The following is a 19,421-nucleotide window of genomic DNA, read 5'->3' as shown; positions in this document are numbered from 1 at the left end:
CCCTGTCAACCATGGGTCCGGTTCTTCCGTCGCTTGGTTTCACAGGCCCACCCGGTACCTTTCGGGAACCTCGCCCTCCTCCCCTCGCCGTGCGCTCCAGCGACTCGACAGCCCGACTCTCGTCGACGTGGATGACCGCGTCGAACTCGGTCGGGCACCCGCGCCCGGAAGTAGTGGCTCGGCCATTCGGTGTCCGGACGGTAGATGAGTCCGATCGCCCGCTCCAGATGCGCCGAGCGCAGGTCCTCGGCGGCGCGCGGGGCATGCGCGAACAGGAGCAGGAACTCTTGCAGGCACACCTCGTGGAACAGTTCCTCGACGCTGTCGGCGAGCGTCGGGCGGACGCGCTTGCGTTCGCCGGCGCCTCCCCCAGTCGTCGGCCGCCGTGACCGTGCCGGTGCAGGTGGTGAAGCCGAGCAGACGGCAGTTGTCCGGGTATGCCTCGCGGACGCCAGCGTCGGACTTCCCGCGCCCCGCCCACTCGGTGGCCCGGACGTCCCCGAGGTGCGAGTTGTGCTCCCAAACGACGAACTTCGCCGGCTCACCCCGCTGCCGACCGAGGTGGTTCGTCGAGGGTCTCCACCATGCACCGGTCGCGCAGGTTCCAGGAGGAGACCTGCCCACCGAACATCGCGCGGTAGTACTCCGCCGCGTTCTTTACCGTGCGGGCGTTCTCGTGGGCGAAGAACTGCTCGTCCTCGGGCATCGCCCCGGCGCGGAGGACCGCGACGTTCGACGGGCCCCGGCGGCCGACGCGGTGGCTCACCGGGCCGCACGCAGCAAGTCGCGGACCTCCTCGTCCCTGGTCTGGGTGAAGTCCCCCGTAGGCCTCCCCCACGTCGAGGAACGGGGACGGCGTCGTGGCGCGGACGACCCGGTCCACTCCGGACTTCAGCTCCCGGCAAGTGGACTCGGGTGCCGCGGGGATGGCCACCACGACGCGCACGGGTCGCTGGCCCCGCAGCGCCTCAACGGCGGCGCGCATACTCGCACCGGTGGCGAGGCCGTCGTCCACCAGGATGACCGTTCTGCCCATCAGATCCGGGGACGGCCGCCCCTCCCGGTAGGCTGATTTCACCACGCAGTATGCCTGTTCGCGCCGCATCATCTCGCGGCTCTCGCGCTCAGCGACGCCCCGGAACACCTCGCTGAGGACGGTCAGGCCTCGGATGACATCCTCGTCGACAACCACCAGACCACCGTCGGCGATCGCCCCCGTGGCCACTTCGTCGCGGCCCGGCACCCCGAGCTTGCGGACGAGGAACACGCCGAGCCGGGCGCCGAGGTGCACGGCGACCTCGTTAGGCCACGGGAACGCCGCCGCGCGGCAGTCCTGGGTCTGCCCCCGCGCGGCAGACCCAGATCGATCACTCCCGGCGGTCCCAGTAGTGCTCGCGCATGCGGGCCAACACCCGTCCTGCATTCCCTCCGGTCTCGAAACCTTCGCCCGGCATCGTGCAGGCTCCTGCGCGCCGAACCGAACCCGCATTCCTCACGGGACTAATGCCCGCTGCAGCACAGCGAGAGCATCTCCGCGCGGGAGGGGGCCTCAGTTCCAGTGGCCCGCGGCGGCGGTCTCCCTGACGAAGGTCTCGAAAGCCCTCGGGGGTCGGCCAAGGGCTCGTTCCACGTCGTCGCAGATCGCGGCACCCGAGCCGTTGCCGACGGCCACCAGGAGGCCTGTGAGCAGTCGGGCGACGTCGGGTGAGGCGCCGGCGGCAACCTGTCGCTCGACAAAGGCCTGTGGATCGATGTCAACATGACGGATCGTACGGCCGGTCGCCCGGGCGATGAGGTCGGTCGCGTCGGCGAAACTGATCGCCCGTGGGCCGGTCAGGTCGTAGACCTGTCCGCTGTGGCGGTCATCGGTCAGCGCGGCCACGGCGACCTCGGCGATGTCCTGTGCGTCGATGAACGGCGTGCGCCCGTCACCGGTGGGCACGGCCAGGGCACCGGCGAGGATCCCGGCCCGCCAGGGGCCCTCGCTGAAGTTCTGCGCGAACCACTGCGGGCGCAGGATGGTCCAGTCGACGCCCGAGCCGCGTACGGCCTGTTCCGCGGCATGGAGAGGATGGCCGTCCTCGCCCGCTCGGGGGGCGGACAGCAGCACCAGGCGGCGTACGCCCGCGGCGACCGCCTCGGTCACCAACCGAGGAATGCGCGCGCGGTGGTCCGTGCTCGTGGACAGGCTGGGCTCCACGAGGTAGGCGGCCGTGACGCCGTCGAGCGCGGGCGTCCAGGTCGCCGGATCGTCCAGGTCGAAACGGCCGTCGCCGCCGGTGCGAGACGCCGTGCGGACCGGCAGACCTGAGGCTTGGAGGCACCGGACGATGCGGCTGCCGGTCTTGCCGGTACCGCCGAGGACAAGGATGGTTTTCATGCCGTCCAGACAAGCCGAAGAGTCCTGGACGAACCATAGGAGATCATCCCTACTTCCTTTGTGATCGTCTAGCCTGGCAGCGTGGACGTCCTCAGCGATCTGCTGCACCGGGCCCAGGCCAGGAACGCCTGGGTCAGACAACTGATTCAGCGGCCCCCGTGGTCGCTGACCTTCACCGATCCGCCACCGCTCACGGTCGTGACCACACTCGCCGGCCACGCCTGGGTGCGGATCGAGGACGCGGGCACCGCACCCGTACGAGTCGCGGCGGGCGACATCGCTCTCATCACCCTCCCCGGCGAGTACACGATCTCCGACGAGCCCAGCACCCCGGCTCAGGTCGTGATCCACGGGCATACGAAACGCGTCATCGACGGCTCCGCGGAAGCAGCAAACACGCAGCGGAACCTCGCTCCCCGCACCTACGGCGACGGCCTGCCCGGGGCCACGACCATGCTCCGCGGCGCCTATGACGTCCGCGGCGACGTCGGCGACCGCCTACTCGGCATGCTGCCGCCGCTGGCAGCCGTCCCCGCCGGGCCTGCGACCAAGTCGGCACTGGACCTGCTCGCCGCCGAGGCCACTCACGACGAACCCGGTCAAGATGCCGTTCTCGACCGGCTCCTCGACCTTGTGCTCGTGCTGGCGCTGCGGACCTGGTGTGCCGGAGCGGATACGGCGCCCGCCTGGTACCAGGCGCTGGCCGATCCGGCGATCGGCCAGGCAGTAAGACTTCTGCACGAGGAGCCCGGCCGTCGGTGGACGGTCGCCGAACTGGCCACCCACGTCGGCATGTCACGTGCGGCCTTCGCGGCCCGCTTCACCGCCCTGGTCGGCGAACCCCCGCTCACCTACCTGACCGGCTGGCGAATGACAATGGCAGCGGACCTGCTCCGGGACAGCGAGACGACCGTGACCGCCGTGGCCCATGAAGTCGGCTACGAAGACCCCTTCGCCTTCAGTGTGGCGTTCAAACGCGCCCGCGGCGTCAGCCCCTCGATCTGGCGCCGGCAAGCACACTGATCCCGCTGTGAAGAGGTCGCCGCCAAATAATGTCTCCACTGCGCTCATACGATTCCCGGGGAGGCGTCATCGTGCGTGCCGTGCGGTATGAACGGTTCGGTGGACCGGAGGTCCTGGAGACTAGCTCAGCATGATCACTTCGCCGCCGTCAGTCGGCCAGTGCGCACCACGCGGCGGTCCACCTTTCGCCAGATCGAGTTTCTACGGCTCGTCTGCCGTCGATCGTGGTCTCGTACGTGAGATGCACAACGCCTGGCGCCAAGGCAATGCCTTCATATCAGCAGGCACGTATTGCGGGCCGGCTTCGGCTCCACCCTGCATGTCCGGCAGCTCAGAGAGCATCGCCTGGCGGTCCCACCTGCGGCCGGAGGCGCCTACCTCCACGAACTGCGGATCGAGGAGTTGGTCTGCCGGCGCCCTCGATGTTCGCACGGCCGGACTCATCAACTGCAGCTCTCGAGTGATCACCTCGGCCGCGTAAAGCCCTTCCCCTCGGGTGCGTCATAAGTCTGCTGGCCGTCTTCTGGCCAACACTGCTCTTCACTGTCCTGATCGTTGCCCCGCACTTGTAGTCGAGCAAGATGGGGATTTTCACTGCGCGAGAGTGCCCACCGGGCCAGCCAACTCGTGCACCTCTGCCCGCGTTTCAGGGCAAACCTCGGCCAGCGCCTCCCAATCGGAGACATCCCGCCCCACGAGCACGAAACCAACTACTGAGCTCAGCACCAGCCCTGACCGGCGGCTGCAGTCAACGCATGGAGCTCCACCGATCCCGGAGGGCTTCACACAGTGCCCGGAGCGGCCACCGGACGACACACCCGCACGAACAACTGCCGCAGCGGCGCCACACCCAACCGAGACATGGCTTTCCAGATCGCCGCCGTCACTCAGCACCGCCCACGACGCACGCCGCCGCTCACCCTGCAAACCTACGGTGGGCAGCCGGGCGACCTCCTCATAGCTCTGCCCGGAGAACAGGCACATCGCCAACACGAAGTAGGTAGACCACCAACCCCGCGGCAGCAGTCGGTTCCGCTGCACGCGGCCCGGTCTCCGCCAGCACCTCGTCCACCAGCGACTGAGGAAACGCCTGTAGCGGCACCGCGAGCGCGACGCGATCCGACAGTCGCTCACCAGATGACTTCAGTTGATCCTGCTCTTGACACATCAACAACATACGACCGGATTGCCCCTAAGTTACTGGCATTGAGGCTAGTCCTGGGCGGTCCATCCGGATACTGTCCCGGGAGTACCTCCTGGATATCTTCGAGAGACCAGGCAGGGCAAATCTTCAGTAAGGCTTGTTAAGAGCAGGGGGTGCTTTTTCAGATTTTGGTAAGCCTCTTTAGGTAATTCCTTTAGATCTCAGCTCGATAAAGAAAAGCTCCCTGCGGACAGTCGGATGGAGCCGTTGGCGGTCCGGTGGGGGTGGACCGGCAGGACCTCGGCCATGTGCGGTGCATACGGCTGTGCCGGAAGCGCGGGAAGACACCCGCTGCGGTGTCCAGGACTCCCGCGGGCATGCAGGCCCCGGCGATCAGTGCGGGGGCGGCTTCCGGGCGAGGGCCGCGGAATATGCGCCGCACCACAGATTGTTTCGGAACCTGACTCGGCTTTTCCCCGTCTATCCTGACGGACATCACATCCCGTAGTTATGCGAGTGGCCTTGCGTCCAGTGCTTATCCGGACATCGGCCACATTGCGCACTCCAGGACGGTGTCTTGGGGAGTGAGGTTCACTCCCCAATCACAAAGCCGGTTCAAAACCGAAGGAAAGTCCGGGGCAAACCCGCGCGAAGGCGTGAGTGCGCTCCAGGGGACGGAAAGCGCAGTCAGGGAAAGAGCCCATGGGTCTCACAAGCAACAAAGTGCTGGTGCTGGCGCTGATGCTGGCCGTGCTGCTGTTCGTAGGCACGGTCTGGTACTGGCCGAAGCTGGCGCGGCGCAACTGGCAGGCCGTCGGCGGACGGGTCGGCCTGCTGTTCGCCACCCAGCTCACCGTTTTCGCGTCGGTCGGGCTGGCCGCCAACCAGGCCTTCGGGTTCTACGCCAGTTGGTCCGATCTGTTCGGTCAGGAGAACGGGCAGGGCGTGGTCGTCGACAACGGCGCCGCGGGATCGAGCGGCGGCCCCGTCCAGGTGGTCGGCACGCAGACGGTGAACGTCTCGGGCGGCGCGCAGCCGCAGATCGGCGGCCAGATTCAGAGAGTCACCATATTCGGACCGAAGACCCATATCGCCACGCCCGCGTACGTCTACCTGCCGCCGGAGTACTTCCAGCCGGCGTTCCGCACGCGGTCGTTCCCGGTGGGCGTCGTCCTCACCGGCTACCCCGGTACGGCAGCGGCGCTCGTCAAAGGGCTGAAATACCCGCAGACAGCGCATGAGCTGTCAAAGCAGGGCAAGATGCAGCCGATGATCCTGGTGATGCTGCGGCCGACCGTGGTGCCGCCACGGGACACGGAGTGCGTGGACGTGCCAGGCGGGCCGCAGGTGGAGACGTTCTTCACGAAGGACCTCCCCGACGCCGTCCGGTCCCACTACAGGAGGGTGGGCGTGAGTCCCGTCGGCTGGGGCGTCATCGGTGACTCCACGGGTGGCTACTGCGCGCTGAAGTTCGCGATGCACCACCCGGAGGTCTATGCCGCCGCGGTGGGTCTGTCGCCGTTCTACAAGGCGCCGATCGACCCGACCACAGGCGACCTCTTCCACGGGAACAAGCAGTTGAAGAACCGCGCCGACCTGATGTGGTACCTCAAGCACCTGCCGGCGCCCAACACCTCGCTGCTCGTCACGAGCAGCAAGCACGGCGAGTACCACTACAAGGACACGCTCAAGTTCATCCAGCAGGTGCGGGCCAACCAGGTGACCAGGATCTCGTCGCTCATCCTCGACAGCGGCGGTCACAACTTCAACACCTGGCTCCGGGAGATCCCGGGCGCGCTGCAGTGGATGAGCGGTCGGCTCAGCGACCGCTGAGCGGGCGAATACGCGGCGCCGCCGCACGGTCTCGGGGTGTGGCGGCGGCGAGCGTGGCGAAACCGAGCGGGGCGACCAGGCCGGTGCCGGCGCCGATGAGGCCAGCGGCTGGCAGGAGCCCGGCTAGCTGTTGCCCACGTCTAGGCCTTCTCTCGGATCACTGTCACGGGCCTCGGACTCGCAGAGCACGAGCCGTTCGGTCCTTGTCGGGGCAGGTGGCCAGGCGACGGGTCGAGTCCAGTCATGGCGGGCAACCTCGCTCATCAGGCCCTCGAATGCCTCCTGCCAGCGGGCAGGGTTTACGCTGTGACCTGCGGCCACCGCATGATCTTCAGTCTTCACACACCGATGATCAACGGTGGCCGCGCCCGTCTCCACAGCGCGTCAGGGTCGCGCAGCGTCTGTCTGACGGCTATGTCTGGAGGACTTGTGCAACGTGGCGAAGTCTGGTGGGTCCAGTTCGACGAGCGGAGGTTGGTCGTACTGCTGTCGGGAGACGACGCGTCCGGGATCCGGGTGATGCAGGTCGTCGCTCCGGCGGGCGTCGACATCAGCGGTCTGGGCATCGAAGTGATGGTGGGCGCCGGTGAAGGGGTGCCGTTCGAAGGCGTGCTACGGCTCGCGTTCCCGCGTCCAGGCTTCACTCCTTGCACGTGGCTGACCACTGTGTCACGCGACGACCTGATAGAGCGCGCGGCCGTCCTGTCCTCCGCGAAGCTCAGCGAGATCGACGATGCCCTCCGACTCACCGAACAAGCGCAGGAGCAGACCCCGGCGACGACCGCGAAGCTCAGCGAGATAAGGGACGCCCTCTGTCTCGGCGAACTCGGGTAGAGGGAGAAGGAGCCGACGCCCGCGACGTGGACGAGCCAGTGTGGGTCCTGCCAGGCGTGGAAACCGGGGGTGCGGCGGGTGACGTGCTCCAACCGAGGCCTGAGCGGCTCAGAGCGCGTTGATCGCAGAGGGCGCGCGCTCCGCTCGAGCCAAAGCGCGCAGCAACGCTGCTTGGCCGTGTCGGCGGGCGGCGAGTCTGGCCAGCAACGTCAGCACAGGATGAAATGCCGCAGCCGAGAGTTCCGGCGCAGCGATTCCCACGCTGACCGCCAGGTCGTCCATGTGAACGGCGAGCTCCATCATTCGCGTCACAAGGAAGTCGTCCAGGCTCAGCGCCCACCCCGTCTGGGGCATGAACACGACCCAGCCACCCCGAACCCTCGGAAGGGCAACGTTCTGTTCGGCAAGCGCCGCACGGGCGCGCTCCAGCAGCACTTGGGCCCCCTCGGACGCGATGTCCTCACCCTTCGCCCGAATGCCGGCGTTCACCTCACCGTCGAGTGGTGCATCGATCCAAGCGGCGCGGGCGTAGTGCTCGAGAAGCGGGATCGGCGCCTCGTGCGACGTGGGTTCCTGCAGGGCTGGAGTCACGCTGAAGACCTGGTACGCGAGATGACCAGCCAAGCCGCCGACCGTCATGTCCGTCAACGCGCTGGCCTTCTCCCAGGAGGCAGCGACTTCCGGCGCACCCAGCAATGCCACCGCCTGAGCCGCGCTATCCAGATACGCATCCGTGAGACTCATCAGACCCCCGTGATCGACTGGCCCCAGTATGCGGGCAGGCAACGGGGCGGCACAGCCCATGAGACGTCACCCCGACCGGAACCCGCGTCCCAGTTCGCCAAGATCTCCTTGGGGTCCCGATTCCGGCGCCCCTCGGCGGTCCGTCGTACGTCCCCTTCGGGTCACGTCCGTTTCAGAGAAAACCCAAGACGAGCGCCCGGGCGAGCGCTTGGTGATGAGCCGCGCGTCCTCCCGGCCCCGAGGCGAGGCGGTCCCGTGCAACGTGCGAAGGGAGCACGGGGCCGCCGGCCCACACTTGCCCGGTCTGAAGCGGGGCTTGCCACTGACGACCGTACGCGCCCGGCCGAGTGATTCCTGTATGCCGCTCGGGCTGCAGGCCAACGTGCCGCCCGAGAACGGTGGCGTCCGTTCACTACCGTCGAAGAACGCCGGCGGTTGCAGATACCGGTAGCGGTCCTGTCCGGGAAGCCGTGAGGAGTTGAGCGTCCATGGCCGTGTGTGAGGTCTGCGGCAACGACTACGAGATGTCATTCGAAGTGCACGCCAAGGGCGCGGTCCACACCTTCGACAGCCTTGAGTGTGCCGCCCAGAAGATGGCGCCGATCTGCGACAATTGCCAATGTCGCATCCTCGGTCACGGCCTTCAGGCCGATGGGCAGTTCTTCTGCTGTGCGCACTGCGCCCGCCAGCAGGGCAGGGCGGAGCTCGTCGACCACGCCTGACCTTGCACGAGCGGACCTGGCGTTCCCTGACCGCCACCTGAACCGAGCACACGGCGGGCCCCCGGCATCGGGTGCCTTCAGATGCCCGGCCGCCTGCTCCCGCTCTTTCCCACGCCTCACTTCGAGTTGCCCGTAGGGCAGACGTATGCGTCCTTCGGCGATGTCCTCGTAGAGCAGCCACGGCCGGCCCGCACCGCGCCGCTACGGCGGCCCAGCACCGCCGCCCCGGGTCTGGTGATGGAGGTTCTTCCCGGCGCCGGCAGCCGGGGGGCCCACCGGTCCTCCCACCAGCCGAGCCGGTGCTCGCACCCCTGAGGGAAGACCCACAGCGCCGTTTCCGTCACGCTCAGCCCCAAACGGAGCACGATGGCCCACCACTAACCGGCCGTGGGGCCGTCTACCGTAGAGGCATGGGCGCAATTGTTGTGGTGTACGAGCTCGACAGGCCGGTGGGCACGCGCACCTCCCCGGGCGGGGCACGGACGGTCCGCCGGGTGCATGCGGCGCCCACCGCCCCGGGGACGCCCACCGCGACGGGACCGCGGACTCTGTGCGGCAAGGACACCTTCGCCATGGAGACGGACTGCCGGAAGCCATCCGAGCACCCTGAGGCGCCTTGGTACCCCGCAGAGTACGCGTCCGTGATTTGCCCCGACTGCGATGCCGTGATGACGACCTGACGGTCGTCACCGGCTGCCCCGCCGACGATGCGTCGCCAGGGGGACCGCCGCGGCATGCCGTGGCACCCGGTCGCGGACGGCTACTTCGGCGGGGCCAGTTCACGGCCGCGGTAGAACCCTTCCCGCTCCTCGACGACGTACGGGGCCATGGCCGTACGCCGGCTGGCCTCCGGCTCGGAATTCCGCCAGGAGTCACATGCCTCTTGTGAGTCCCAGAAGGACACCCCGGTGATCTCCTGTCCGTCCTCGGACCAGTACGCGAAGGCGCGGCGCAGACCCCGCGGATAGGGGGCGGGACGCCATGCCCTCTCGAACTCCTCGAAGGTGCCCGGCTGAAGCCGGCGCGTCGTCACCCAGACGAAGTGCTCCTCCATCGCAGCCTCCTGCGCAACGCCAGTTCGGCTTGTCGGCCCCTGTCAGACCACCGTAGGTCCACAGCACTGCTTCTGCCTCGGCGGCGATCGCGGCGCAGCCGGGGGAGCTGGGCGCGGTTGCGGACCGCACCGGCCTGGTGTCGTGGGACGGCTTTCGATCGTGAGGCGCCGGACGGACCATGGAAGCGGGCCCCGGAGCGCGTTCGCGGCTTCGCCCCGTGTGTCGGTCAGGGGTAAGAGCGACGAAGGGTCCGATCCGTATCAGGAGTGTGCGCGGGGTGGCGGTGTGGGCGCACTGGAATGCGCCGTTGATCATGCTGTTGTTCGCATACGGTCTGGTCAGCCGGACACTGCCCGGGGACACGCCGGGCCTGGCGCCGGCCGCGTGCGCGATCGCCGGAGTGGCCGACGCTCTGCTGTGCTGGTGGGCTTGGACGGCACCTCGCTGGATGAGCTGGTCCCAGCGCCCTACGTCCCCTGGGCGAAGAAGGCCATGGCCCACTTCACGGGCCAGCCGGCAGCCCCGGCCAACGGTCCCCATCGGGCAACATCCCCATCGGGCAACACGCCCGCAGCACTGCCGTTGACCGGGCCCACGGTCGGGCCGACCATGCGATGCTCGGCATGCCTTTCCACGCGCGGCAGCGCGGCCTCGCGTTGCGCATACGAGAAAGGCGGCGTGCGCATCGAGGCTGCACAACCTGCCGAAGGCCCTGCGCAGACGAGTACTGAGAGCTGATGCGCCCCCGCTCCGTCTGCTGCGCACACCCGGATTGCCGCCGTGCGCAGTCCCGCAAGAGGAGCTGTCTCCGGTTGCGGACGCGATGCGTGGGCCCGGCAGCCTGGGAGGCATGCGCCGGCCAGTCCCGTCCGCGGCCGCGGATACAGGGCCGGGCAGCCGGCCTGTCGCCGCCCCATGGTGGGGCCCGCGGTCGGGCCGACCACGACCGCTGCCACCGGTTCCGTATCCCCGCCGCGAGCATGGTCAGGGCCTGACGGTCGATGGTCAGGTCGGGGCCCGCGGGTGTGGCGGCGAACGGGTACTCGTCGCGCTCCAGGCCGTCGGAGGGGGCGGGGGCGAATCTGCGTGCAGACGCTCTGCGTTACCAGGCGGTTGTTGCTGCGGTCGGTGGTGGTCCCGGCGTCGAGGATCTGCCGTGCCACCGCCCCGCTTCCGACACTGCTGGTCCTGGCCGGGGTGGAGGTCGCCCGATGGGACAGGGTCGAGACGCGTGATCACGGCCGGCGGCAAAGCCACTCATGCCGAACCACCACCAGCCAAACCCTGCTCGACCTGCGAATTCAGGATGGACGCTCCCCATTCAGGCTCATGGCGCGCTCCCTCTTGACAATCTATTCAGCATCAAGAACTCTGCATGCCGTTATGCAGACCCGGCAGCCCGAGGTCCGCAGACAACGGGACCGAGGAGGGACAACGGATCATGGCAGAGGCTCTTGTCGAGCAACGCTCCATCGACGTCGTGCCGGACGAGGAACGACACGGCACCGCCTTCTCACAGTTCACACTCTGGCTCGGTGCCAACCTCCAGATCACCGCCGTGGTGACCGGCGCACTCGCCGTCGTCTTCGGCGGGGACGTCCTCTGGTCGCTGGTCGGCCTGGTGGTGGGCAACGTGCTGGGCGGCGCTGTGATGGCACTGCACTCCGCGCAGGGCCCCAAGCTCGGCCTCCCGCAAATGATCCAGTCGCGCGCCCAGTTCGGCGTGCGCGGCGCGGTGGTCCCGCTGCTGCTCGTGATCCTGATGTACGTCGGGTTCTTCGCGAGCGGCTCCGTGCTCGCGGGCCAGGCGGTCGGCCAGCTCACCCACACCAGCCACACCACGGGCATCGTGGTCTTCGCCGTGGTCACGGCGGTCATGGCGGCCGTCGGCTACCGCGTCATCCACGCCCTCGGCCGGTTCGCGAGCGTCATCTGCGCGCTCGCCTTCGTCTACCTGGGCATACGCCTGCTCGACCACGCCGACCTGTCGACGCTGCTGAAGAACGCGCACTTCTCGCTGCCGATGTTCCTGCTCGCCATGTCGCTGTCGGCGTCCTGGCAGCTCGCGTTCGGGCCGTACGTCGCGGACTACTCCCGCTATCTGCCCCGCACCACCTCCGGCCGGGCCACCTTCTGGTGGACCCTGTCGGGCTCCGCGCTCGGCTCGCAGTGGTCGATGACGTTCGGCGTGCTGGTGGCGGCGACGGCGGGCGAAAAGTTCCTCGCGAACCAGGTCGGCTACGTCGTCGGCCTCGGTGGCGCGGGCCTGATCGCGTCGTTCCTCTACTTCGTGATCGCGCTCGGCAAGCTGACCGTCAACGTGCTCAACACCTACGGCGGCTTCATGTCGATGGTCACCAGCGTCAGCGGATTCCGCGGCCAGCGCGTACTCTCGCAGCGCGGCCGGGCCGCATACATCGCGCTGATCATGATTGCGGGCACGGCGGTCGCGCTCCTGGGCAAGGACAGCTTCCTGGCATCGTTCAAGGACTTCCTGCTCTTCCTGCTGACCTTCTTCACGCCGTGGTCGGCGATCAACCTCGTCGACTACTACCTGATCTCGAAGGAGCGGTACGACATCCCGGCGCTCTTCGACCCTCAGGGCCGCTACGGGGCCTGGCGCTGGGACGCGCTCGCGGTCTACGCAGTAGGTCTGCTCGCCCAACTGCCGTTCCTCGCCACGGCCTTCTACACGGGCCCGCTGGTCGCCCCGCTGGGCGGCGCGGACATCTCCTGGATCGTCGGGCTCGTGGCGACCGCGCTGCTGTACTGGCTGCTCGCCCGACGAAGCCCAGCACAGCCCGCAGGGACGGAACCCACCTCCAGGACCGGAGCCAGCCTCAAAGCCGAAGCCGACCACGTATGACACCACGTCCCACGCGGTGAAGCAGACGAAGCCCCTGCAGAAGCACAGCGCCACAGCACACCGACAAACGCAGCACAAGCTCTGTGGGCCGGCCCCCTGGCCGCCAGGGCTTGTCATCAGAGCCCCGCACACCGGCGCAACCGCGTCGCTGTGCCTACCCGCCGGTCATCGCAACAGGGACCACTTCCTCACCACTGCCCCATACGCCTCCCAAGACGCGCTGGCAGTGGGCCAGGGTGGCTGCGATGAGCGGAACGCACGAATCAAGTTGGGTGTGGTTCTCCGGAAGTGACCGCCCTGGTCCGCTCCGCACGATGGCCTGTCAGCAGCTCAGGGGCTCACTGGAGAAGAGCCGCACCCGACGGACATCCCACGACCTCACCGAAGCCCTGCCTTCGAACCCGTCGACCGAATCAGCCTGGTCTCCCCCGTGTCCGACGGGCATCACAACCTCCCCACCTTCCTCGCTTCCCGACTGGTCCGGCGGCTGTGCTCGTTCCGGCTGGTCGATCCGGACGAACTGATGCATCACCTGAAGCGGACCGAACAATCCCCGTCCGGCTGCCCGGACGTTCCCAGGCCCTGGCCAGACAATGGGCGGGGCTTCCTGGGCCACAGCGGTTCTCCCTCGCAGGCCGTTCATGCCGCCAGCGAGACGGGGATGTCTTGCTCGGTCCAGATGCATTTGCCGTCGCGGAGGTAGCGGGCGCCCCAACGTCTGGAAAGGGCGGCGACGAGTTGCAGGCCGCGGCCGCCCTCGTCGGTGTAGGCGGCATGGCGGATGCGCGGGGTGCTGAGGCTGCCGTCGTAGACCTCACAGGTCAGGGAGCGGCTGCGCAGCAGACGCAGACGGATGGGGCCCTTGGCGTGCCGGATCACGTTGCCGATCAGCTCGCTGGCCAGCAGCTCGGTGGTAGTCGCGAGATCGTCCAGTCCCCAGGCGGTGAGTTGCTCGCGGACGAATTCGCGGGCCTGTCCGGCCGCGCGGGGATCCTCCGGGAGAATGAAAGAGGCGACATCACCGGCGTCGCTGCCCCGCGTGTGGGCGATCAGCAGCGCTGCGTCGTCGTTCGTCCGGCCGTGTTCGGGCAGCAGGGCCGAGACCACCGTGTTGCACAGGTCGTCGAGGTGCCGGACGTCGTCGGCCTCGTCCCGCACCGTGAAGGTGGACGCCGCATGCTGGGCGAGGATCTGTTGCAGGCGGGCCAGTCCTTGGTCGATGTCCTGAGTGGCGGATTCGAGAAGCCCGTCGGTGCACAGGACCAGCAGGCTCTCCTCAGGCAGAAGCACTTGGTGCGTTTCGAACGGTGGCTCGGCGGCCCCGAGCGGCGGGTCGGCGACCAGGTCGGGCCTGTGGACGGTGCCATCGGGATGGACGATGACCGGCGGGGGATGACCGGCCAGGGAGAACGAGCAGATCCGGGTGATCGGGTCGAAGACGGCGTACAGACAGGTGGCGTAGCGGTCCTCGCCCAGCTCGCTGACCAGGTCATTGAGACGGCTGAGCAGCTCGGCCGGGGGTATGTCCAGGTCGGCAAGGGTACGCACCGCGGTGCGCAGCTGGCCCATGGTGGCGGCTTCGGGAATGCCGTGGCCCATGACGTCGCCGATCACCATGACGACCCTGTCCGCGGACAGCGGGATCACGTCGTACCAGTCGCCACCGACTTGCCCGCCCCGGCCCGCGGGCAGGTAGCGTGCGGCGGCGCAAGCGGCGGGCAGGCAGGGCAGCGTTCGGGGAAGCAAGCCACGCTGCAGTCCCTGTGCCCGGGCGTGCTCCACGTCGTACAACCGGGCCCGCGCCAGCGACTGGCCGGCCAGACCACTCACCGCGGTCAGTAGCGTGCGCTCCTCGTCGCTGAAGGAACGCGGCTGGACGAATGACACCAAACACATGCCGATGGAGTGCCCGGAGGCGATCAGGGGCAGGAACGCCCACGCGTTCTTCTGGGCCGGTGAGGGGATGTGCTCCAGCGCTGGATAGCGTCGACAGTACTCTGCGGCTGATTCGATGAACCGGGGAGTACCAGTCCCCAACACGTCGGCTGCCACGGGGTAGTCGGCTACCGGGATCCCGTCGAGCAGGCTGAGAAATTCCTGTGTGTATCCGGCGGAGCCGACCACACGCTGTCGACCGCCTTCGAAGACCCAGAATATGAGCCCGTCGGCGCCGAACGGGGGCAGGACGTGCGCCGCGACGGCCTGTACGACTTCCTGGGAGGTGACGGCCTCGGCGAGGGCCGAGGTCAACTTGCTCATCCGGACCGTCTGCTCAGAGCCGGCCGCCGAACCACAGACGGGCAGCCTGCCAGGCAAGTCCTCCAGGCACGCTGCGGCCCATCCCGCCACCGAATGCAGAAAGGATCGCTTCACCTCATCCGGTTCGCCGGCTCCTGCCATGATCACGGACAGCACACCTGTCGGGCCATCGGCGCCGAGGAGGGGCACCGCCGCCGTGCCGACTGCCCCAATGCCCAGGCTGTCCCCGCCCACCCAGGCATAGTTACCGCGCCGCATGGCGCGTACAGGCGCCACGTCCTGCTCATCGGAAAGATCCGCCCACGCCTCGGTGCTCTCCGCGGCCAACCCGCTGGCCGCAACCAGATGCAGTCGGCGAGCAGCAGGATCGCACCAGTGCAGGAACGCGCCCCGGCCGTCCAGGCACTCCGTGGCCCTGAGGGCCAGCGTCAGCATCTCCGCACCTCGCAGCGCTTTGTACGAGGCGGCCGGAATGCCCTGCCCTGGCTGCTGGGGGTGACTCCCGGCTTTGGCTGTCTCAGGTGCCAACTCGCCTCCTACCGACTCCTGAGCCACGGATCTGCACATACGATGACGGACGCTATGCAAATCGGACAAATACCCCCTAGATACACTACCTTGCCGTCGGTCCATAACCCTCTGGGCAACGGCACAGGCACGAGACCAGTGATCATCAGGGTGTATACGCCAGCTGCCCACATTGAGGTCCCGTGCCTGCCGCTCCGCCCTCCCGGATCCCTGCCGGCCTGGCGATACGACCCCCCACCAGCACGATGGCGGCCGTCCGTGTGACCGCCTCCGGGTATCCCCTGGCCGGCTTGCTGATCTACGCCCGCGCAGTCGCCTCCGGCGCCCGGACCGTCACCGAGATCACCGAGCGGGGACAGCGCGCCGGCACCGCGGCGCTGAGACAACTCGGCATCCGCCGCCACCTGCCCGAACGTCGCCGCGCCCCCCATGCCACCCTCGCCCGGCTCCTACCCGCCCTCGACGGCGATGCACTGGACGCCGCGATCGGGGCCTACCTGGCCGAACGCGGCCGCACCGACGTCACCACCACCGGCAGGCTTGCCCCAGCCAGTCCGTAAGTCTTAACTTACGTAAGTGGCGACTTACATAGATGCCTTGTCTGCACTTGCCGACCCGACCCGTCGGGCCATCTTCGAGCGTCTCGCTGACGGCCCCAAGGCGGTGGGCCAGCTGGCAGAGGGCCTGCCGGTGAGCCGCCCCGCGGTCTCCCAGCACCTGAGGGTGCTCAAGGAGGCCGGGCTGGTAGTGGACCGAGCCGTCGGTACGCGGCGCCTCTACCAACTCAATCCGGCCGGGCTGGGCGCCCTGCGCGCCTGGCTGGATCGGTTCTGGGACCAGACACTGGCCGCCTTCGCTGCGGCCGCCGAAAGCGAAAGTGAGCAAGCAGATGACTGATGCGTCCGTCCGCAGGAGCGTGACCGTCCAGGCGCCGATCGAGAAGGCGTTCGCCGTCTTCACCCAGGGCTTCGACGGCTGGTGGCCGCGTAACCACAAGATCGGAGAGAACGACCTGAAGCAGGCGGTGCTCGAAGGCAAGGAAGGTGGTCGCTGGTACGAGATCGACGCCGACGGCAGCGAGTGCGATTGGGGCCGCGTGCTGGCGTGGGAGCCACCCACGCGTCTGGTGCTGGCCTGGCAGATCGACGCCACCTGGAAATTCGACCCGGAGCTGGTGACCGAAGTGGAGATCCGCTTCGTCTCCGAGGGGCCGGGCCGCACCCGCGTGGAACTCGAACACCGTGACCTGGACCGCTTCGGCGAGGCCCAGGAGCAGGCCCGTGCCGCGTTCGACTCGCCGGGAGGCTGGGCCGGGCTGCTGGAGGCATTCGCCGAGGCAGCAGCGGCATAGTCCGGGGTTGTTGCAGACGTCTACGACGTCCGGTACCGCCGATGCGTCGCCGCCGTACCAGGCTTCGCCTCGGCGGCCCGCTCCCGGTCCCCCGGGCCCACCGCACCGACCGGGCGGATCGCGGCGGCGTGCTCTGGTGCGGGCCGGGCGGCTCCTTCGTTGTCCTTTCGGCCCAGCGTGTCGTCGGTCGGCCCAAAGCCCCGTGGTCGGGCATCCGCCGGGTGTGACAGGGCGAAGATCTCTCCCGGGCGTGGTTCCGAACAAGTTTCCGCGGGCCTGGTTACTCAGGAGTGTTTCACCGTCGCTGCATGTGCTGTACGGCTGCGACCGCGCCGCCGCCGCACCGTCGTCGCCCGACGTGGCGTCAGCACCGACGCACTGGTCTGAGTGGTGGAATCGCCGGGGACTCGAACATGCTGAACAGGCGGGTACTCCTTCGCTGGGGGAAGCTGAAAGCGTGAGCATCAGTAGCGAGCGCCCGGTAAGTGCTGACCAGATCTACGCAGCGCTGGCCGCTCTGGCGGCTGAGCCGGTGGCAGATCCGAAGAAGCGCCCCAGAGGGCCTCAGGAAGAGGACCGTCTGCAGTTGCTGGGCAGCCTGCTGGCGAAAACTGAGCTCGAGATCACCGCCGCAACCCGTCTGACCGAGGAAGGGGAGATCGAGGACGTCCTTGAGACGCTGCTCGGCTGGGGGGAACAGATAGGAGCGGATTCCGGCCTGGCGCTGGACGTCCTGACGAACCGGCTGCAGCGCACCGCGGTGCAGGTCTCCGAACCCGAGGCGGAAGAACTGCCACCGGGCCGGGAGGCCGCCTTCGCCGCCGTCATGACAGCGGTGTACGCGCTGGGCGCCCAGCTGCACGCCGAGCGCGGCGATACGGAGGGAACCCGAAGCGCTCTGAGCGGGGCGGAGGAGGCCCTCATCGACATCCTGCAAGGTATACATGACCTGCGCGTCTCCATCGGCGACGCGCCCGGGCCGGAGGCCGAAGCCGCCGGCTGACCGGCTCCACGCCCGACCTGCGAGCCCCGCAGGACGGCAGTCGGCACAAAACCACAGCCTCTCCCCGGCGGACTGCGACCGCCGAGGAGATCAGCTGCCGCAAAAACAAGTCAGCGAGCGTCGGCGAGTTCTTCGATCTGGTCGAGCCGATTGCCCATTGAGGTCACGACGGAGGCGCGCCCCTCCGTCTGCCGGTCCTGGCAGGAGCGCACGGCGTCGCGCAGGGCGATGGCTACGGCCTCGTATTCCCTGGCGTCGGCGCCGGACTCCGAGAGATCGACTGCCGCCCACGGGACGTCCCGAATTGGCGCATGCATGCGAGCAGGCGGACCGTCTCCGCAAACAACCAGTCCTGCGCTTGCCAACCGAAGCGCTCGGTCACACCTGACTGTGGCTGAGCACTCGAGTTGGCACCGTTCGCCAACCACGGCAGATACGGCAGCGGCGCGCGCCTACGAGCGCCCCGCCCGGCTGGCGGGCCGGGAGGCCTCGTCCTGAACGACCGTCCCCTTCGCGCTCGTGGGGGACGCCGCCCGAGTCACCTGCCATTCACGTCACCGGTCGCCCCTGGCGTCGGGCCAGCGACGCGCGCTGGGGTGGGGGTGAGCACGACGATGTCGTCCTCGTGGAGGCCGCCGGCAACCACCGTTCCGCGCTGCTCGGCGACGCTGGTTACGAAGCCATAGTTGGCTTCATCCGTGCGTAGGTCGTGGACGAGGCGGCCGGAGAGGTCGAAGGCCATGACCCAGGCGACGGGGGTGGGCTTGGGGCGTACGGCCTCGGGCAGGTTCCACAGCAGCACCCGCAGGAATCCCGGCAGGGGAAGCAGCTTGTCGAGAAGTGTGTTGCGGGGCGCGGCGATCGCCACCCACACCAGCCCGTCGCTGCCGAGACTCATGTTGTCCGGCAGGCCTGCGAGGTTCTCGGCGAACGGCTCGAACGTGCCGACCTTCGGGCCGCTCAGCCAGTAGCGGCTCACCCGGTACCCGGCGCTCTCGGCCACGAGCAGGTGCGAGGCGTCCGGCGCGAGCACGAGGCCGTTGGCGAACTTGAGACTGTCATGCAGTACGGTCACGGTGCCGTCGGGGTCGCGTCGGACGAGCATTCCGGTGCAGGAGTGCTCGACGATGTCGCCGAGATGGTGTTCAAGGTCCCAGCGGCGGGTGGACACGGTGAACCAGACGGTTCCGTCGTGGCTCTCCACCACGTTGCTGGCGAAGGTGAGCCGACGGCCCGCTACGGTGTCGACGAGCACCTCGACCGAACCGTCGGCGGACATGCGCAGCAGCCCGCGGTCGTGGTCGCAGACCAGGACGCTGCCGTCGCCGGACGGTTCGAGTCCCAGTGGTCGGCCGCCGGTGTTGCCCAGCACCGTGCGGGCGCCGCTGGCTAGGTCGAGGCGAATGACGTTGCCGTCGCCGAGACCGGCCAGTACACGGCCCTGCCGGTCGAAGATCACGTCTTCGGGACCGTGACCGCCGCTCGCGAACCGGCGGGCGATGGTGAAGCGGCCCGTGACAGGGCTGCGCCCTGCGTCGTCGGGGGCCGGGGGCGGGGTCCAGCGGCGGGGTGAGATGAGGCGGCGGGTCATAGTCACGGCACCAGTGTGCGCCAGCGTTCGCAAGTGTTGGCAGATTGCAGGACACCGCCGCAACGCACCTGTGGAAATCGGGGCATTC

Annotated in this window: 19 protein-coding genes and 2 pseudogenes; 9 read left to right on the top strand and 12 right to left on the bottom strand. The window is 68.3% G+C overall.

Annotation, left to right across the window (positions count from 1 at the left end; translation table 11 throughout):
- Window positions 1-5: 5 nt before the first annotated feature.
- The 4 genes and pseudogenes from ACFY2Z_RS17425 to ACFY2Z_RS17410 form a co-directional block, all read right to left on the bottom strand.
- A complete protein-coding gene (locus tag ACFY2Z_RS17425; protein WP_390745116.1) occupies window positions 6-311 on the bottom strand; it encodes an erythromycin esterase family protein in 306 nt (101 codons plus the stop codon).
- 121 nt (window positions 312-432) lie between these two features.
- Window positions 433-624: pseudogene (locus tag ACFY2Z_RS17420) on the bottom strand (erythromycin esterase family protein); the annotation flags it as partial.
- On the bottom strand, window positions 542-1,291 hold the full coding sequence (locus tag ACFY2Z_RS17415) for an erythromycin esterase family protein (RefSeq protein WP_390745007.1): 750 nt from the start codon (window positions 1,289-1,291) through the stop codon (window positions 542-544). The pseudogene ACFY2Z_RS17420 and the gene ACFY2Z_RS17415, both read right to left, overlap by 83 nt.
- Window positions 1,292-1,549: 258 nt before the next feature.
- Window positions 1,550-2,380: an NAD(P)H-binding protein gene (locus tag ACFY2Z_RS17410; RefSeq protein WP_390745006.1), complete on the bottom strand. Its 831-nt coding sequence runs from the start codon at window positions 2,378-2,380 to the stop codon at window positions 1,550-1,552.
- 81 nt (window positions 2,381-2,461) lie between these two features.
- Between ACFY2Z_RS17410 and ACFY2Z_RS17405 the strand changes: the two genes are divergently transcribed.
- Entirely contained in the window at window positions 2,462-3,403 is a 942-nt protein-coding gene (locus ACFY2Z_RS17405) for an AraC family transcriptional regulator (protein WP_390745005.1), read from the top strand.
- A 201-nt stretch (window positions 3,404-3,604) separates the two neighbouring features.
- Here ACFY2Z_RS17405 and ACFY2Z_RS17400 read toward each other — a convergent pair whose 3' ends face one another.
- The gene (locus ACFY2Z_RS17400) at window positions 3,605-3,847 is read right to left on the bottom strand and encodes a hypothetical protein (protein WP_390745115.1); all 243 of its coding nucleotides are present in this window, start codon (window positions 3,845-3,847) and stop codon (window positions 3,605-3,607) included.
- Window positions 3,848-3,994: 147 nt separating this feature from the next.
- Window positions 3,995-4,387: a hypothetical protein gene (locus ACFY2Z_RS17395; RefSeq protein WP_390745004.1), complete on the bottom strand. Its 393-nt coding sequence runs from the start codon at window positions 4,385-4,387 to the stop codon at window positions 3,995-3,997.
- A gap of 862 nt (window positions 4,388-5,249) precedes the next feature.
- Between ACFY2Z_RS17395 and ACFY2Z_RS17390 the strand changes: the two genes are divergently transcribed.
- Window positions 5,250-6,380, top strand: a complete 1,131-nt coding sequence (locus ACFY2Z_RS17390) for an alpha/beta hydrolase (protein ID WP_390745003.1) — start codon at window positions 5,250-5,252, stop codon at window positions 6,378-6,380.
- A gap of 162 nt (window positions 6,381-6,542) precedes the next feature.
- On the opposite strand, the pseudogene ACFY2Z_RS17385 reads toward ACFY2Z_RS17390, so the two are convergent.
- A pseudogene (locus ACFY2Z_RS17385) lies at window positions 6,543-6,625 on the bottom strand (GNAT family N-acetyltransferase); the annotation flags it as partial.
- 184 nt (window positions 6,626-6,809) lie between these two features.
- Between ACFY2Z_RS17385 and ACFY2Z_RS17380 the strand changes: the two are divergent.
- Window positions 6,810-7,214, top strand: a complete 405-nt coding sequence (locus ACFY2Z_RS17380) for a type II toxin-antitoxin system PemK/MazF family toxin (RefSeq protein WP_390745002.1) — start codon at window positions 6,810-6,812, stop codon at window positions 7,212-7,214.
- Between the two features lie 108 nt (window positions 7,215-7,322).
- Here the strand turns inward: ACFY2Z_RS17380 and ACFY2Z_RS17375 are convergent, their stop codons facing one another.
- Window positions 7,323-7,958: a maleylpyruvate isomerase N-terminal domain-containing protein gene (locus tag ACFY2Z_RS17375; protein ID WP_390745001.1), complete on the bottom strand. Its 636-nt coding sequence runs from the start codon at window positions 7,956-7,958 to the stop codon at window positions 7,323-7,325.
- Window positions 7,959-8,446: 488 nt separating this feature from the next.
- Here ACFY2Z_RS17375 and ACFY2Z_RS17370 point away from each other — a divergent pair, with 488 nt between their 5' ends.
- On the top strand, window positions 8,447-8,680 hold the full coding sequence (locus ACFY2Z_RS17370; RefSeq protein ID WP_365779166.1) for a hypothetical protein: 234 nt from the start codon (window positions 8,447-8,449) through the stop codon (window positions 8,678-8,680).
- A gap of 760 nt (window positions 8,681-9,440) precedes the next feature.
- On the opposite strand, the gene ACFY2Z_RS17365 is transcribed toward ACFY2Z_RS17370, so the two are convergent.
- Entirely contained in the window at window positions 9,441-9,734 is a 294-nt protein-coding gene (locus ACFY2Z_RS17365; RefSeq protein WP_390745000.1) for a hypothetical protein, read from the bottom strand.
- A gap of 1,442 nt (window positions 9,735-11,176) precedes the next feature.
- Between ACFY2Z_RS17365 and ACFY2Z_RS17360 the strand changes: the two genes are divergently transcribed.
- On the top strand, window positions 11,177-12,601 hold the full coding sequence (locus tag ACFY2Z_RS17360; protein WP_390744999.1) for a purine-cytosine permease family protein: 1,425 nt from the start codon (window positions 11,177-11,179) through the stop codon (window positions 12,599-12,601).
- A 639-nt stretch (window positions 12,602-13,240) separates the two neighbouring features.
- Here ACFY2Z_RS17360 and ACFY2Z_RS17355 read toward each other — a convergent pair.
- Entirely contained in the window at window positions 13,241-15,295 is a 2,055-nt protein-coding gene (locus ACFY2Z_RS17355; RefSeq protein ID WP_390744998.1) for a SpoIIE family protein phosphatase, read from the bottom strand.
- 353 nt (window positions 15,296-15,648) lie between these two features.
- Here ACFY2Z_RS17355 and ACFY2Z_RS17350 point away from each other — a divergent pair, with 353 nt between their 5' ends.
- The 4 genes from ACFY2Z_RS17350 to ACFY2Z_RS17335 all read left to right on the top strand — a co-directional run bounded on the left by ACFY2Z_RS17350 (window position 15,649) and on the right by ACFY2Z_RS17335 (window position 17,742).
- Complete coding sequence (locus ACFY2Z_RS17350) at window positions 15,649-15,948, top strand: hypothetical protein (RefSeq protein ID WP_390744997.1); 300 nt, start codon at window positions 15,649-15,651, stop codon at window positions 15,946-15,948.
- Window positions 15,949-15,964: 16 nt separating this feature from the next.
- Window positions 15,965-16,285: an ArsR/SmtB family transcription factor gene (locus ACFY2Z_RS17345; RefSeq protein ID WP_390744996.1), complete on the top strand. Its 321-nt coding sequence runs from the start codon at window positions 15,965-15,967 to the stop codon at window positions 16,283-16,285.
- Window positions 16,278-16,739, top strand: coding sequence for an SRPBCC family protein (locus tag ACFY2Z_RS17340; protein ID WP_390744995.1), 462 nt, complete (start codon window positions 16,278-16,280; stop codon window positions 16,737-16,739). Before ACFY2Z_RS17345 ends, ACFY2Z_RS17340 begins: the two co-directional genes overlap by 8 nt.
- A 457-nt stretch (window positions 16,740-17,196) precedes the next feature.
- Window positions 17,197-17,742 (top strand): hypothetical protein, encoded by a 546-nt coding sequence (locus ACFY2Z_RS17335; protein WP_390744994.1) that lies wholly within the window; start codon window positions 17,197-17,199, stop codon window positions 17,740-17,742.
- 110 nt (window positions 17,743-17,852) lie between these two features.
- On the opposite strand, the gene ACFY2Z_RS17330 is transcribed toward ACFY2Z_RS17335, so the two are convergent.
- Window positions 17,853-18,059: a hypothetical protein gene (locus tag ACFY2Z_RS17330; RefSeq protein WP_390744993.1), complete on the bottom strand. Its 207-nt coding sequence runs from the start codon at window positions 18,057-18,059 to the stop codon at window positions 17,853-17,855.
- Window positions 18,060-18,280: 221 nt separating this feature from the next.
- On the bottom strand, window positions 18,281-19,333 hold the full coding sequence (locus tag ACFY2Z_RS17325; RefSeq protein ID WP_390745114.1) for an SMP-30/gluconolactonase/LRE family protein: 1,053 nt from the start codon (window positions 19,331-19,333) through the stop codon (window positions 18,281-18,283).
- Between the last annotated feature and the right edge of the window lie 88 nt (window positions 19,334-19,421).

The sequence above is a fragment of the Streptomyces sp. NPDC001222 genome, assembly GCF_042896945.1.
GTDB classification, from domain to species: domain Bacteria; phylum Actinomycetota; class Actinomycetes; order Streptomycetales; family Streptomycetaceae; genus Streptomyces; species Streptomyces gibsoniae.
Note: the sequence above shows the minus strand (reverse complement) of the source record. Positions and strands in the feature narration are given on the sequence as shown.